Source organism: Brevibacterium sp. Lmc1 (assembly GCF_057654315.1).
In genome coordinates this window covers 3490815-3504652 of record NZ_CM172803.1, presented here as the reverse complement: position 1 = coordinate 3504652, position 13838 = coordinate 3490815, and the positions used below count along the sequence as shown (strand labels likewise).

The 13838-nt window shown below is 65.5% G+C and carries 13 protein-coding genes; 5 read left to right on the top strand and 8 right to left on the bottom strand.

All coding sequences use genetic code 11. From position 1 onward, the window contains the following. The first annotated feature begins 2 nt into the window (after window positions 1-2). Window positions 3-1016 carry an anion permease gene (locus tag AC239G_RS15680; RefSeq protein WP_487489227.1) on the top strand — a complete coding sequence of 338 codons (1014 nt, stop codon included), beginning with the start codon at window positions 3-5 and terminating at the stop codon, window positions 1014-1016. A 104-nt stretch (window positions 1017-1120) separates the two neighbouring features. Here the strand turns inward: AC239G_RS15680 and AC239G_RS15675 are convergent, their stop codons facing one another. Then, on the bottom strand, window positions 1121-1579 hold the full coding sequence (locus AC239G_RS15675; protein WP_229663967.1) for a DUF4383 domain-containing protein: 459 nt from the start codon (window positions 1577-1579) through the stop codon (window positions 1121-1123). A 122-nt stretch (window positions 1580-1701) separates the two neighbouring features. Between AC239G_RS15675 and AC239G_RS15670 the strand changes: the two genes are divergently transcribed. The 3 genes from AC239G_RS15670 to AC239G_RS15660 all read left to right on the top strand — a co-directional run bounded on the left by AC239G_RS15670 (window position 1702) and on the right by AC239G_RS15660 (window position 5128). Then, on the top strand, window positions 1702-3240 hold the full coding sequence (locus AC239G_RS15670; protein WP_434591652.1) for a sensor histidine kinase: 1539 nt from the start codon (window positions 1702-1704) through the stop codon (window positions 3238-3240). Beyond that, window positions 3237-3875: a response regulator transcription factor gene (locus AC239G_RS15665; RefSeq protein WP_139468083.1), complete on the top strand. Its 639-nt coding sequence runs from the start codon at window positions 3237-3239 to the stop codon at window positions 3873-3875. Before AC239G_RS15670 ends, AC239G_RS15665 begins: the two co-directional genes overlap by 4 nt. Window positions 3876-3994: 119 nt before the next feature. Beyond that, window positions 3995-5128 (top strand): hypothetical protein, encoded by a 1134-nt coding sequence (locus AC239G_RS15660; protein ID WP_139468084.1) that lies wholly within the window; start codon window positions 3995-3997, stop codon window positions 5126-5128. Window positions 5129-5213: 85 nt separating this feature from the next. Here AC239G_RS15660 and AC239G_RS15655 read toward each other — a convergent pair whose 3' ends face one another. After that, entirely contained in the window at window positions 5214-5774 is a 561-nt protein-coding gene (locus tag AC239G_RS15655; protein WP_139468085.1) for a dihydrofolate reductase family protein, read from the bottom strand. Window positions 5775-5901: 127 nt separating this feature from the next. Between AC239G_RS15655 and AC239G_RS15650 the strand changes: the two genes are divergently transcribed. Next, a complete protein-coding gene (locus tag AC239G_RS15650; protein ID WP_139468086.1) occupies window positions 5902-6540 on the top strand; it encodes a winged helix-turn-helix transcriptional regulator in 639 nt (212 codons plus the stop codon). Between the two features lie 69 nt (window positions 6541-6609). Here the strand turns inward: AC239G_RS15650 and AC239G_RS15645 are convergent, their stop codons facing one another. From AC239G_RS15645 to pstS, 6 genes are all read right to left on the bottom strand, one after another. After that, window positions 6610-8382: an ABC1 kinase family protein gene (locus tag AC239G_RS15645; protein ID WP_229663994.1), complete on the bottom strand. Its 1773-nt coding sequence runs from the start codon at window positions 8380-8382 to the stop codon at window positions 6610-6612. Between the two features lie 168 nt (window positions 8383-8550). Further along, the gene (locus AC239G_RS15640; RefSeq protein WP_139468088.1) at window positions 8551-9108 is read right to left on the bottom strand and encodes a PadR family transcriptional regulator; all 558 of its coding nucleotides are present in this window, start codon (window positions 9106-9108) and stop codon (window positions 8551-8553) included. A gap of 394 nt (window positions 9109-9502) precedes the next feature. After that, window positions 9503-10282: a phosphate ABC transporter ATP-binding protein PstB gene (gene pstB, locus AC239G_RS15635; RefSeq protein ID WP_139468089.1), complete on the bottom strand. Its 780-nt coding sequence runs from the start codon at window positions 10280-10282 to the stop codon at window positions 9503-9505. Window positions 10283-10337: 55 nt separating this feature from the next. Beyond that, a complete protein-coding gene (gene pstA / locus AC239G_RS15630) occupies window positions 10338-11477 on the bottom strand; it encodes a phosphate ABC transporter permease PstA (protein WP_139468090.1) in 1140 nt (379 codons plus the stop codon). 14 nt (window positions 11478-11491) lie between these two features. Next, window positions 11492-12382 (bottom strand): phosphate ABC transporter permease subunit PstC, encoded by an 891-nt coding sequence (gene pstC / locus AC239G_RS15625; protein WP_101544086.1) that lies wholly within the window; start codon window positions 12380-12382, stop codon window positions 11492-11494. 244 nt (window positions 12383-12626) lie between these two features. Continuing rightward, complete coding sequence (gene pstS / locus AC239G_RS15620) at window positions 12627-13730, bottom strand: phosphate ABC transporter substrate-binding protein PstS (protein WP_139468277.1); 1104 nt, start codon at window positions 13728-13730, stop codon at window positions 12627-12629. Between the last annotated feature and the right edge of the window lie 108 nt (window positions 13731-13838).

The window sequence follows — 13838 nt, the reverse complement described above, 5'->3', positions numbered from 1 at the left end:
CCGTGGAGCTGCTCTTGGCGGCAGTCGTCATCGCCGCGGTGATCTTCGCCGGCTCGAACGGATTCCACGATGCCGCCCTGACCGTCGGCAACGCGGTCGTCGGACGTGCGATGCGACCGGGCTGGGCGCTCAGCCTGGCCGTCATCTTCAACTTCATCGGTGCGCTCCTCGGTGAGGGAATCGCCATCGTCGTGGCCAACCAGATCGTGCTCTTCTCCGGTTCGACAGACGTCATCCTGACCACCCTGCTGATCGCCTTCGTCGCAGCGACGACGTGGAGCCTGTTCACCTACTATCTCGCGCTGCCGGTGTCGTCGACCCACTGTCTGATCGGCGGCCTGCTCGGCGCGGGAGTCGTGTTCGGGTTCTCCGTGAATACCGGTGAAGCGATGGACTCCGTGGTGTGGCCGCTGGTGCTCTCACCGATTCTCGGGTTCATCCTCGCGTGGGTGCTCACGCTCATCCTGTCGAAGTCGCTCGCCTCCACTCCACCCAAGCCGCTTTTCCGGGGTGCGCGCATGGTCGACTCCGTGCTCACGGCGGCCCTGTCGCTTGTCCACGGGGTTCAGGACGCGCAGAAGATCGCGGCCCTCGTCATGGTCGCCATTCTCGCCTTCGACACGCAGCAGCACGATGTCCTCTCCGTGGTCGACATCTCTTGGCCGGTGCGCCTCCTCATCGCCGCGGCTCTGGCTCTGGGCACCGGATTGAGCGGGTGGCGAGTGGTCCAGACACTTTCCGTGCGCATGGTTCGCCTCGATCCCCTCAAATCCTCCATCGCCGATGGCGCGGCCACGATCCTCATGTACACCGCAGCCCTGATCATGCGGGTTCCGGTGTCGCTGACCTTCGTCCTCGGATCATCGATCCTCGGCACCCAATACGCCGGGCGCAAGGGCCACGCCAGAGCCCGGTACTTCGTGCCGATGTTCGCCGTCTGGCTCCTGACGATCCCGGCCGCCGCGCTGTTGGCCGTGGTGCTCGGGTGGATCGTCAAGGCCTCCGTCGGGCTCTGACCGGCCACCCGGTTCCTGCTGTTCGCTGACGCCGGAGCCGAGCCCGGGAGCGCGAGGCGCCCGGGCTCGGCTCTGACGAAATCGCTGACATCGGTGCCGACGAATCAGCCCCGAGGCTTCCGCCCGAATACGAAGCCGGTGGTGATCATGGCCGCGGCGAGGACGAAGTGCAGCCAGTTGTCGGCGGTGTTGAGCCCGACGAAGTTGCCCATCGACTCCATCGGAATCACCATTCCGTAGATCCACAGCACCGCATAGATGATTCCGCCGACGACGAGGTAGTTCTTCGCCAGTGCACGTGAGCGGAGTCCGAGCATCCCGACGACTCCGAAGAGCAGGTGGACGATGTTGTGGAGCACCGTGACCTGGAAGAGGCCGAGCAGTGCCGCGTCGGTGTGGTGTCCGGCGAAGCTGATCGAGCCGAGATTCGCGGTGATGCCCGGGACGAAGCCGAGGATCCCCACGAGCAGGAACACTGCGCCGAAGAGCCCGGAGACCATCTGCACCTGCGAACGCGCACCGCGTGCAGCGGCGGGCGACTGTGACGACATCGAGATATTCATGACGATCCTTTCCCAAAGATAGCTGGTATCGGTGATTCGGAGCAGATGCCGATTCGGATGGCCGACGGGCGAAACTTTCCGGCCGCCGTCTCATGTCGGCCCGCCGCTGTAGTCTGGTGGCAATGGGAGCTTGGGCGGCGAAGCTGTGGCGCAGACTGCTGGTCCTTCTGATCGGCGGGGTCATCGCCGTGCCCTATATGGCGGTCATCATCTGGGCCGTCTCCGCGTGGAACGAGGTCAGCGACCGGTCTCTGGCGTTCAGCATGCTCGCCTTCAGCGCCGTCGTCTTCGTGCTGTTGTGCATACCCGCGTTCCTTGCCGTCATCCGCGCACTCGAACGGACCCTGGCCGAGCAGCTCCTCGAACTGTCCATCCCCATCCCGCCGAGGCGGCCGACCTGGTCCGATCGCCTCCGCGGTGCCCTGTTCTACTTCGGCCACGCCTTCGCCGGTGCCCTGCTCCTGATCACGGTCGTCGTGGTCCTTCCTTCCGTGCTCCTGATGGTTGCGGACCCACAGCAGGCCTCGGAACTGTCGAACGGACTCCTCGGCATTGCGGGCTCCCCAGCCGGGGCGACTGCTGGATCGCCGGCCGGAAATGCCGATCCGTCGGCCGGCACCGGTGCCGAGTCCGTCGTCGTCCTGTCCGCCGGGCTCGTGCAGATCCTCGCACCCGTGATCCTGCTTCTCCTCACGGCCACGATCATCGCCGAAGGCTACTTCCTGCCTCACTACGCACAGATCCTGCTCGGCCCCTCGGCCGCTGACCGGGCTGAGCTCGCCGGGGCCGAGCGAGTCCGTCGGTTCCGTCGCACCGTCCTCGCCCGCGAAGTCCACGACTCGATCGGTCATGCCCTGACCGTGACGATGATGCAGGCAGCTGTGGCCAAACGTGCCCTGCACCAGGATCAGATACTCGCCGAGGCGGCCGTCGACGAGATCGCTCGCACCAGCCGTGAGGCGGTGGCCGAGTTGGACCATGTCCTCGCCCTGCTGCGTGCGGAGGCCGACGGCGCAGTCAGCGATGAAAGCACCGCAGGCGACGCCGACGCCCTTGGCGTTGCTGATGCCATCGATGGTGCCGATGCCCTCGATGGCGCCGAGAGCGAAGCAGTGGAGGGCGGAGAGCTCGCGGGGGACGGTGACAGCGGAAGTGCGGGGCCGCCTCGGCGAACAATGCTCGATATCACCCGATTGGCCGAGGAAGCCCGTGCGATCGGGCACCCCACCCGACTGACGGTCAGCGGGGATGCCACCGGACTGCCGCCGACCGTGGTCCACGAACTCCACCGGATCGTGCGCGAGGCGGTGACGAACTCGCTGCGGCACGCAACGACGCCCGGCCTCGATGTGGCCGTCGACATCGGCGCCGACTGCGTACAAGTGGTCACGCGCAATGCCGGCGCGGCCGCCGGCCCGGTGCTCGGCTCATCGGAGAAGGGACGGGCCGAGGGGAAGGCGGCGGCTGACGCGAAAGCGGCGGGCGATGCGAAGGGGATTGCCGGTGCGAAGGGGGCGGCCGCCTCGGCGAGGCAGTCACGCGGACTCGTCGGCATCGGTGAGAGGGCTGCTCTGTTCGGTGGGAGCGCCGACTGGGGAATCGAGAACGGACAATGGATTCTGCAGGTGAGACTGCCGTATTCGGAGGGACAGATGCCATGACCATTTCGGTGATCCTCATCGATGACGAGCCTCTCGTGCGTGCGGGTCTGGCCGCGATCATCGACTCCGACCCGGGACTCGAGGTCGTCGGGGAGGGCGATGACGGGACGGAAGCACTCGATCTGGTGACTCGGCTGGATCCTGATGTCGTGGTGATGGATGTGCACATGCCCCACCTCGACGGATTGGAGGCAACGCGGCTGCTTATGAGCAGGCAGGAGCCGCCTCGGGTGCTCATCCTCACGACCTTCGACAGCGATGACTACGTCTTCGAAGCTCTGCGCGTGGGCGCTGACGGCTTCGTCCTCAAACGCGCTCAGCCGTCCGAACTCGTCCGGGCGGTGCATACCGTGGCCGGGGGAGATGCGCTGCTCTATCCGCAGAAGATCCGGGACATGGCAGCACGGTCTCACCGAGCTGTCGATGTGGTGAGTTCTGCTGGGCTGAGCAGGCGGGAACAGGAAGTCCTCACCCTCATGTCGAGAGGAATGAGCAACGCCGAGATCGCCGGGGAGATGTTCCTCGGGGCGGAGACGGTGAAGACCTATGTCAGTTCGCTGCTGTCGAAGCTCGGTGCCCGTGACAGGACACAAGCGGTGATCAAGGCTTTCGAATCGGGGTTCGTCGAGACCTGACCCCAAAGTGAGCAGGCGGGAGGGCCGTTCACCCGCCCAGTGTGCATTCACCCTCTCGGGAACCGGATTCACCCTTGTGGGGGAGCCCCCGGCGGGCCTTCGGGGACGAGCCTGGAGTCATGACACAGAAACAGCTCACTCACATAGTCAACCATCCGTCACCACAATCCGATCTCACCGTTCGCGCAGGACTGGCCGCCGCCTCGGCGTGGTCGCTCTTCCTTCTCGTCATGTCGGTCCTCTGGGGGTTGGGGATCGTCGCCTCACCCCTGGCCGGATCCGAGGAGTGGACGTTCACGTCGATGATCGCCGCACTCCCGGGACCGTTCGCGGGTCTCATCATCGGCTCCGTCTCCCTGCTCAGCTTTGTCGGCTCGGCGGCCCTGCTCACCGCGACCCGCCTGCGGCAGCGGCTTTTCGACAGAGGCGGGGCACGCGTTCTCGGGGTTGTCGTTCTGGCCTTCGCCGCCGTGGTCACGGTCATGCTCACCGACACCTTGCTGCTGGCCTACCTCGGCTATGCGCTCAGCCTGCAGTTCCCACCAATCCCGGCTCCGGTGATCTGGCAGGGAGTCATGCTGCTTGGTCCGCTGTTGTGGATCATCGTGTGGGCCGGTGCGGAGAAGACCAGTCGTCGGATTCACGAGGACAGTCATCGTCATTCGACCGAGACCGTTCATGTTGAGGATTCCGCCGCCGGTCACAGGCGTGCAGACGTTGACGGTACCGGACGCGTGGGGAGATCGACGTCGGTCACCGCAAGCGCGAAGATCGCCGTCGTCGTGGCGGTCATCGTGCCGGGCTTCTATGCCCTGACGCGGGTCCTCTGGGCCGTGGGAATTCCCTTCGGCCTGAGTGAAGGTCTCTACGACGAAGGCCAGCGTGTCGGACTCTGGCATTCGGGACTCGCGCTCGCCTTGGCCGCCATCGGTGGAATCCTGCTCACCCTCGGTCTCATCCAGAGATGGGGAGAGCGGCTGCCAACATGGCTTGGTCCTCTGGGCGGAAAGCGAGTGCCGATCACTCTGGCGACGATTCCCGCGACGATCGTGTCGCTGGCGATCTTCACCGGCGGAGTCGGCCTGGTGCGCACAATCTTCTCGGGGACCCCCGAAATCTTCGCCGACAGCTGGTGGGTGACGATCGGGCCGACGCTGCTCTTCCCGCTCTGGGCCGTGGCGCTCGGCTGGGCGACCTTCGCCTACCGGGAACGTCGGCTGGCTGCCGAGGCGGGTGCGTCCGGCGATGTCTGAGCTGTCTTTTCGAATCTTCGATGTCTCCTGCGGGCGGATCCACCTCGAATAAGCGGACGATCTCGAGGTGGATCCACCCGCTGGATCAGCCGGGGAACGGCCCGTAGGTGGCCAGCAGGTTGCCCTTGCTGGTCCGCTGCACGTCCTTGAGCTCCAAGCGAGTCGTCGTTCCACCCTCGAAGAGGGACCGTCCGCTGCCGGCGACGACCGGGTGGATGGCCACCGTCAGCTCGTCGACGAGGTTCGCTTCGACGAGCTGACGGACGATCGACATCGATCCCTCGACAGCGATCTTGCCGCCGTCGCCGGCTTTGAGCTCGCGGACGAAGTCGACGAGCTCGCCCTGGATGAGAGTCGAGTTCTCCCAGCTGAGATCGGCCTGCGACAGCGTTGTCGAGGCGATGTGCTTGGGAGTCGAGTTGATGAAGTCGGCGAACGGTGCGTCCTCGCCTTTTGTGTGGTTCGGCCAGTAGCCCTCCCACTCCTGATAGGTGACACGGCCGAGGAGGCAGTCGTCGACGCCGCCGATGGCCGTGGTCATCCACTCGCCCATCTCCTGGTCGAAGGAATCGAATTGGAAGTTGAACGGATCGGATGCGATCCCGTCGAGTGACTGGAACAGTGCGGCGATGACAGTGCGGGACATGGTGATCTCCTCATCGAGTTGTCGTGCGGGCCGTTGCGTTTCCTGAGGGCTGTGGTTCCGCAGCCCAGAAAGTTCAGAAAGTGAACTATGGTTTCAATAGTGAACTGATATTGCTATGCTGTCAACCATGAAGTCGTACGGACAATTCTGCGGTCTGGCTCGGGCAGCCGAGGTGCTGGGGGAACGGTGGTCGCTCATCATCCTCCGCGACCTCCTCGTCGGTCCGAAGCGCTTCAACGAGCTTCGACAGGGAAATCCCGGCATCCCCTCGAACCTGCTGACCACGCGGTTGCGCGAACTTGAGGCCGCCGAGATCATCGAGCGCGGCATCGACGGACGCAACGTCGTCTACCGCCTCAGCGACTACGGTTCGGATCTTAGTCCGGTGCTCATTGAGCTCGGCCGCTGGGGTGCACGGCGGATGGCTGAGCCCCGCGAGGGCGAGGTTCCGACGGACTCCTCTCTGGCCGCGGCTTTGCTGACCGCGCGCACCGACGCCCGAGTCCGACCCTTCACAGTCGAAATCACTGCCGGCCCCGCGACGGCTCATGCGACCGTGAGCGAGCGCGGTGTGGAGGCTGCGGAAGGGGCCCAGGCAGAAGCTGACCTGAGGATCGAAGGTCCCGGGCTGCGCGACCTGCTTGCCGATGGCGCAGCCGAAGCCGCACGAGAGGAAGGGGCGATCACGGTCGACGGCGACGAATCCCTGCTGGTCGATTTCGCCTCGGCCTTCCGTGCTCCCCGCGACGAACCAGCGGCCGGCTAGGAGGCAACGCCGCGTCGTCCTCGAACAGCTTGTCGCCGCTCCCTCGTCTGCGACGGTTCCGCCGACTCCTCACCTACGACGGTTCCGCCGGTCTGCCCGTCGGTGTCGCAGCAGAGTGACCAGGGCGTGGAGAAGCGCGGGTGCCGAGGCGATGAGCAGCAGAACGCCGCCAACCGTCATCACCGGCAGCAGGATCGACCCGCCGATGACGAAGCCGGTGAATAGAACGGCCGAGATCACGCCGCGCGCCAGCTGTTCGAGCCCTTCCACCCGACGATCGAGCTTCGGCGTCGACACCGTGAGCTCGCCGTCTTCGACCTTCGTGACCAGTGCGTCGAGGCGTCCGGGCAGGCTCAGGGTCAGACGCACGAGGTTGAGCGCCTCCTTCGTCGCCGAGCCGGCGACTCCTCCCGGTGAGTCGCTGATGAGGCCGCGTGCATAGGGTTCGACGACCTCCCAGATGTTGAACCGGGGATCGAGTGAGCTGCACAGACCAGAGACCATGGCGAGCGCACGGATGATGAGGAAGAGGTTCTCCGGCAATTGGACCGGAAGGTCGCGGACCACCGATTCGAAGTCCCTGGAGAAGGCCCGCAGCTCCTTTTCGTCGACCTCGCGCAGCTGAGCGAATCCCATCCCGCCGAACCGGGAGAAGAGCTCGGTCAGTGCGCGTTCGAGCTCCGCGGTGTCCGCGCCGTCGAGCAGCACCCCGATGAGTTCGACGCTCGTGACCAGGCGGTGGGAATCCCTGGTGGCCACGGCGATGATGAGTTCACGCAGCCCCGAGCGCAGATCCTCAGGAACGTGGCCCATCATTCCGAAGTCGACGAAGGTCAGGTGCCAGCCGACCCCCGCCGAGGCGGGATGCCCGGTCGAGGTGTGCGTTTCCCCTGTCGGCGGTGAGCCACCCATGTGCTCGGACGCCGGAGAGACACCCGAGCGTTCGACCGCTCCAGTTCGGTCGGGAGTGACGAAGATGTTGCCGGGATGGGGATCGGCGTGGAAGAAGCCGCCGCGGAAGAGCTGATCGAACATCGTGTGCGCGAACGCCGAAGCCACCTCGCGTGGATCGATCCCTGCCCGGCGCAGCGCCGCGACATCGTTGATCTTGATCGCCGAGACATCCTCCATGGTGAGAACCTGGGTCGTGGTCTGCCCCCAGACGATTCGCGGGGCCTGCGTCGGACCGGGCGAACCCGATGCCGAACGCTCGGCATCGTCCGCGAAGCGTGCGGCTTCGGTGGTGAACTGTTCCGCATTCGCCGCCTCGTGGAGGTAGTCGATCTCCTCGAGGCTGACATGGGCGAACTCCTCGACCAGCCCCGGCATATCGACCCGGCTGGCGATGAACCCGACGCGGGAGAGCCACCCTGCGATCCGGCGCAGTGTTCGCAGATCCACCTCGACGACGTCGGCGATGCCGGGGCGCTGGACCTTGACGACCACCTCGGTGAATCCGAGCTCGGCGGCCACATCCGGAGTCAGGGTGGCCGAATGAGCCTGGCCCAGTGATGCCGCGGCCAGCGGTCGGGGGTCGAAAGTGGCGAAGGCGGTGGTGAGTCGCATACCCAGCTGCGCCTCGGCGAGGGGCCTGATCCCGTCGAAGGGAACCGGCGATACTTCGTCCTGCAGGTCTGCCAGCTCTGCGGCGACCTCGGGCGGGAGGACATCCATGCGGGAGGAGAGGAACTGGCCCACCTTGATCATCAGCCCGCCGAGATCGATCGCCAGCGCCCTGAACTTCCTGGCGGTCGACTGCCAGCGCTCCACTCGTCGTCGGGCGGCCAGGCGACCCAGACCGATGCGAGGCAGGACGAGCTCGAACCACCAGGCCATGGCCATCTGGGCCGCGGCAAAGCGCAGGATCCGGGACGACCGGGACCGCAGCGCTCGCTTCCGGTCGGGAAGACCCTGGCCAGGGCCGACAGTGTCTGCTCCGCTGTGCTCACCGGCTTCTCGGCCGAGCTCATCCGGACTCACGTTTCTCTGTTCGGCTCCCGTCGACATCGCTCAGTCCCGAGCGAGGATCGAATACAGCCTGCGTTTGGTCTCTTCCAGCTCGGTGACCGCCTCTGCGACCTGCTCCTTGCTGCCCGAACGTCCGACCTGAGCGGCGGCCTGTGCCAACTCGACCCCGGCCTTGGCCAGTGTGGCCGCGCGCGGAGTCTCTCTCCTGCCGACCGATTCCCACGGGGCGGCGGAATCGGAGTCGGCCTCGACGTGCTCGCGTCCCGCCTCGGTGAGGGAATAGGTCTTGCGTCCGCTCGACGGCTCCGCATTGATGAGACCCTCGTCCGTGAGCAGCTGCAGCGTCGGATAGACCGACCCGGGGCTGGGCTTCCAGCTGCCGCCGCTGCGTTCCTCGATCTCCTGGATGATCTGGTATCCGTGCATCGGGGCCTCTGCCAGCAGCGAGAGGATTCCGGCACGGACGTCACCGCGGTTCATGCGGGCAGGCTGTTTGGGGGCGAAGGATGAGCGCAGCTGCTCGAACGCCTCCCAGATGCTAGCGCTGCCCCGGTCGCCGCCTCGGTGATGGGAGCTTCCGTGGGTGAATGGCTCGTTCATGATGACCTCCCTGGTCTGATGACACCGCAGTACCCCGCTGATTGCACGAAGTTCACTGCCCTGACGATATGTAACGATATATCGCCGATGTGTTGTCGGGAAGACCATGAGGTCGTCTGCGGAGGCAACTCACTGCGCGCGTTCAGGGTGACGTGACGACCGACCTGCCAGCGCCCTGCGCGATCCCCGAGGCGACTCTGCGCGAGTGCCCTACCGCCCGAAGTCGCGTCCGGCGGACCTGCCAACGCAAAGTGGTCGTTCTGGTCACGTTCCGCTGAGCAGAGCGTGACCAGAACGACCACTTATAGAGGCATGCGCCGCCGATTATAGAGGCATGCGCCGCCGAGACGGCACCCGCCCCGAGGGGCGCCCGCCGTTTGGGCGAGCCTTCAAATCATCCGAAGCGACCGGAGATGTAGTTCTCGGTCTCTTCCGTGTCCGGGTTCGAGAAGATCGTCGAGGTCTCGTTGAACTCGATGAGCTTTCCGGGCTTGCCGGTGCCGGCGATGTTGAAGAACGCGGTCTTGTCGGACACACGAGCGGCCTGCTGCATGTTGTGCGTGACGATGACGACCGTGTACTTGTCCTTGAGGTCGTTGATGAGGTCCTCGATCGCCAGGGTCGAAATCGGGTCGAGAGCCGAGCACGGCTCGTCCATGAGCAGGACCTCGGGTTCGACGGCGATTGCGCGGGCGATGCACAGACGCTGCTGCTGACCGCCGGAGAGACCCGAACCGGGCAGGTTGAGGCGGTCCTTGACCTCGTTCCAGAGGTTCGCGCCGCGCAGGGCACGTTCGGTGAGATCGTCGGCCTCGGTCTTCGACAGGCGCTTGTTGTTCAGGCGCACACCGGCGAGCACGTTCTCCTTGATGCTCATCGTCGGGAACGGGTTCGCCCGCTGGAAGACCATGCCCACCTCGCGGCGGACGTTGACCGGGTCGACGCCGGCGCCGTAGATGTCATTGCCGTCCATGAGGACCTCACCGGAGACGCTGGCGCCGGGGATGACTTCGTGCATGCGGTTCAGCGTGCGCAGCACCGTGGACTTGCCGCAGCCGGAGGGCCCGATGAAGGCGGTGACGGAGCGCGGCTTGATCTGCATCTGCACTCCGTCGACGGCGCGGAAGTCGCCGTAGAAGATGTCGAGATCCTTGATGTCGATCTGCTTGGACATTGTGTTTCCTATCCGTGGAAATGGGTGAGTCTGGAGGTCTGTGGGCAGTCGCCGGTCAGCGTCCGGCCTTCGGTGCGAGCACCTTCGCGATGATGCGGGCGAGCAGGTTGAGCACCATGACGAGGGCGACGAGCACAAGGGCTGCGGCCCAGGCGCGTTCCGAGCTGGCCAGGGCGGCGGCTCCCGGCGAGACCGGGCGCAGCTGCGAGTCGTAGATGAACGTCGGCAGCGTCGACATCCAACCGGAGAAGAGGTTCCAGTTGAGCGTCTTGGCGAACCCGGCGGTGACCATGATGGGTGCCGTCTCACCGATGACGCGGGCGATGGCGATGGTGACACCGGAGAGGATTCCCGACACCGAGGTGGGCAGAACGATCTTCACGATCGTCTTCCACTTCGGCACGCCGAGTGCGTAGGAAGCCTCGCGCAGGTCCATCGGCACCAAGCGGAGGATCTCCTCCGTATTGCGCACGACGATCGGGATCATCAGCACCGACAGCGCCACGGCCGCGGTGAAGCCGGTCTTCGCGATTCCGGCCGCGCCGGGCAGGAGCACGTTGGCAATCGTGGAGAACAGTGCGAAGGCGAAGAGACCGGCGACGATCGAGGGAATACCGGTCATCACGTCGACGAGGAAGGTGATCGCCTTGCCCAGGCGGTTCTTGTTCGAGTATTCGACGAGGTAGATGGCGGTGAGGACGCCGATCGGAATCGAGATCACGCAGGCGGCGAGTGTGATGAGCACGGTGCCGACGATGGCGTGGTAGAAGCCGCCGGCCAGAGTGGCCTCACCGGCGACGTACTGCTGATCGAGGACGCCCTTCATGCCGAGCATGGTGCGGGTGAGCAGGTCACCGCTGATGGCGGCCCCGCCCTTGGACACGGTCAGCCACAGCAGCGAGATGAGGGGAACGCATGCGAGGACGAACGTCGAGGTGACGATGGTGGTCGCGATCCGGTCGACGGCCTTGCGGCGGCCTTCGTAGGACGCGGAGACCGCGAACACGGCGATCGCGTTGATGAGGCCGGCGAGGACGGCCACGACGGGGATGTTGAAGCCGCCGAAGGCGATGAAGCTGATGACGATCGCCACGAGGATCGAGGCGACGGCGACGATCCACGGGGTGGCCTTCGGGAGCTGTTTGGAGGTGAGCTTCGCCGGTTTCGACACGGCCGCCTCGGTGGTGGTGTTCATGGTGGTCATTGGTCTCAACTTCCCTTCACCGAGGTGCGGGCGACGATGGCGCGGGCTCCCATGTTCACCAGCAGGGTGATGACGAAGAGCACGAGGCCGACGGTGATGAGCTCGGACAGGCGCAGTCCCGCGGCCTCGGGGAAGTTCTGCGCGATCTCGGAGGCGATGGTCTGGTTGCCGCTGACGACGAGCGAGGCGGTGAGGACGCCGGGCGAGAGGATCATGGCCACGGCCATGGTCTCACCGAGGGCGCGGCCGAGGCCGAGCATCGTGGCCGAGACGATTCCCGACTTGCCGAACGGCAGCACGGCCATGCGGATCATCTCCCAGCGGGTGGCGCCGAGCGCCAGCGCCGCCTCTTCCTGCAGGCGCGGGGTCTGGAGGAAGATCTCGCGGGTCAGCGAGGTGATGATCGGCAGGATCATGATCGAGAGCACGAGCGAGGCGGTGAGCAGTGTGCGGCCCGTCTGCGACACGGAGCCGTCGGCGGCCGGAGCGAAGATCGGAATCCAGCCGAACCACTTCGACAGCCACAGGTAGAAGCCGGTGAGGTTGCCGGCCAGAGCGATGCCCCACAGGCCGTAGACGACCGAGGGGATGGCGGCGAGCAGGTCGATGACGTAGCCGAGCACCGGAGCGAGCTTGCGCGGGGCCATGTGGGTGGTGAACAGCGCGATGCCCAGCGAGAAGGGAGTCGCGACGATCAGTGCGATGGCCGCGGAGATGAGCGTGCCGATGACCAGCGGCCAGACGTAGGAGAAGAAGCCCTTGCCGCCGGTGATCTGGGAGGGGTCGCTGATCTGCGCGGTGATGGTGTCCTTCGACTGTGCGAGAAGGAACAGGGCGACTCCGGCGAGGATCACCAGGATCAGGATGCCGGCGATGAGCGTGGCGGCCGAGAAGATGCGGTCGCCGGGTCGGACGACGGCCTTCTGCTGCCGAGTTGCCGGACTCTGCGGCGGCTTCTGCCCGGATTCGGGCGTGGAGCCGGGCCCTGTGGGGCCTGACTCAGTGGTCTGTGTGCTGATCGGCACAAGTACTCCTCATGTGACTTGTGGTGAAACCGGGGTGGTTCCACAGGCGCGGAAAAGCGGCGCAGGGCTTCTGCGCCGCTCCCGACTGGCTATATCTCCAGGTCAGAGACTGAAATCAGCCTTCGACCTTGATCGAGTCGATGACTTCTTCGATCTGCTTGCGCAGGTCGTCCGACAGCGGTGCGGACCCGGCGGAATCGGCAGCGGACTTCTGTCCCTCTTCCGAGACCACGAACTTCTCCCATGCCTTGACCATGTCCACGGTCTCCTGGTCCTTGTAGGACGAGCAGACGAGGTGGTAGGAGACGAGCACGATCGGGTAGGCGCCGGACTCGGTGGTGTCGCGGGCCAGGTCGAAGGCGAGGTCGCCTTCGCTGCGGCCTTCGACCTTCTCGGATGCGTCGACGACCTTGGTCGCGGCTTCCGGGGAGAGCTCGACGAACTCGTCGCCGACCTTGACCTTGGCGGTGGAGAGCTCACCGACGGCCGAGGCATCCGCGTAGCCGATGGCTCCGTCGGTGTCGGAGACGGTCTGGATGACACCGTCGGTGCCCTGAGCGGCCTCGCCGCCGTACTCCTTCGGGAAGTTGCCGTCGACCTCGGCGTCCCAGTCCTTCTCGGCGGTGGCCTTGAGGTACTCGGCGAAGTTCTCGGTGGTGCCCGAGTCATCGGCGCGGTGAACGGCGGTGATCTTGAGGTCCGGAAGCTCGGCATCCGGGTTGTCGGCCTTGATGGCCTTGTCGTTCCAGTTGGTGATGTCGCCCTTGAAGATCTTCGCGATCGTTTCGGGGGAGAGGTTGAGCTCGTCGACGCCCTTGACGTTGAAGGTCACGGCGATGGGGGAGATGTAGACGGGGAACTCGTAGGCTCCGTCGGCGCCGCAGGCTTCCTTTCCGGCCTTGACCTCGTCATCGTCGAGGTGGGCGTCGGATCCGGCGAACTGCGCGTTGCCGGCGAGGAACTGTTCACGGCCGGCACCCGATCCGTCGGGGGAGTAGTTGACGGTCACGCCGGAGTTCTGCGAGGTGAAGTCCGCTGTCCAGGCATCCATCGCGGCCTTCTGCGAGGAGGCGCCGATGCCGGTCAGGGTGCCCTGCAGGTCACTGCTGCCGCCGGATGCCTCTTCGCCGGTGGCGGACTGTCCGCCACCGCAAGCCGAGAGGGTGATGGCGCCGACCGCGAGGATCGCAGCGGAGGGGGCGAGATGCTTCATCTTCACGAAGATGCCTTTCATGTTTGTGGACACAGCTCGAGAGTTCTCGATTGCTCGTCATCCACGCTAAGGATCACGCGTGAAGTGCAAGGAGTTGAAACGTGAATGGAAGGT

Bases quoted from the DNA above. Each gene is read 5' to 3' on its own strand.
- AC239G_RS15665 (WP_139468083.1), top strand. From the start codon at position 3,237: ATGACCATTTCGGTGATCCTCATCGATGACGAGCCTCTCGTGCGTGCG.
- AC239G_RS15655 (WP_139468085.1), bottom strand. From the start codon at position 5,774: ATGTCCCGCACTGTCATCGCCGCACTGTTCCAGTCACTCGACGGGATC.
- AC239G_RS15670 (WP_434591652.1), top strand. From the start codon at position 1,702: ATGGGAGCTTGGGCGGCGAAGCTGTGGCGCAGACTGCTGGTCCTTCTG.
- AC239G_RS15675 (WP_229663967.1), bottom strand. From the start codon at position 1,579: ATGAATATCTCGATGTCGTCACAGTCGCCCGCCGCTGCACGCGGTGCG.
- AC239G_RS15640 (WP_139468088.1), bottom strand. From the start codon at position 9,108: ATGAACGAGCCATTCACCCACGGAAGCTCCCATCACCGAGGCGGCGAC.
- AC239G_RS15660 (WP_139468084.1), top strand. From the start codon at position 3,995: ATGACACAGAAACAGCTCACTCACATAGTCAACCATCCGTCACCACAA.
- AC239G_RS15645 (WP_229663994.1), bottom strand. From the start codon at position 8,382: ATGGCCATGGCCTGGTGGTTCGAGCTCGTCCTGCCTCGCATCGGTCTG.
- pstA (WP_139468090.1), bottom strand. From the start codon at position 11,477: ATGAACACCACCACCGAGGCGGCCGTGTCGAAACCGGCGAAGCTCACC.
- pstB (WP_139468089.1), bottom strand. From the start codon at position 10,282: ATGTCCAAGCAGATCGACATCAAGGATCTCGACATCTTCTACGGCGAC.
- AC239G_RS15650 (WP_139468086.1), top strand. From the start codon at position 5,902: ATGAAGTCGTACGGACAATTCTGCGGTCTGGCTCGGGCAGCCGAGGTG.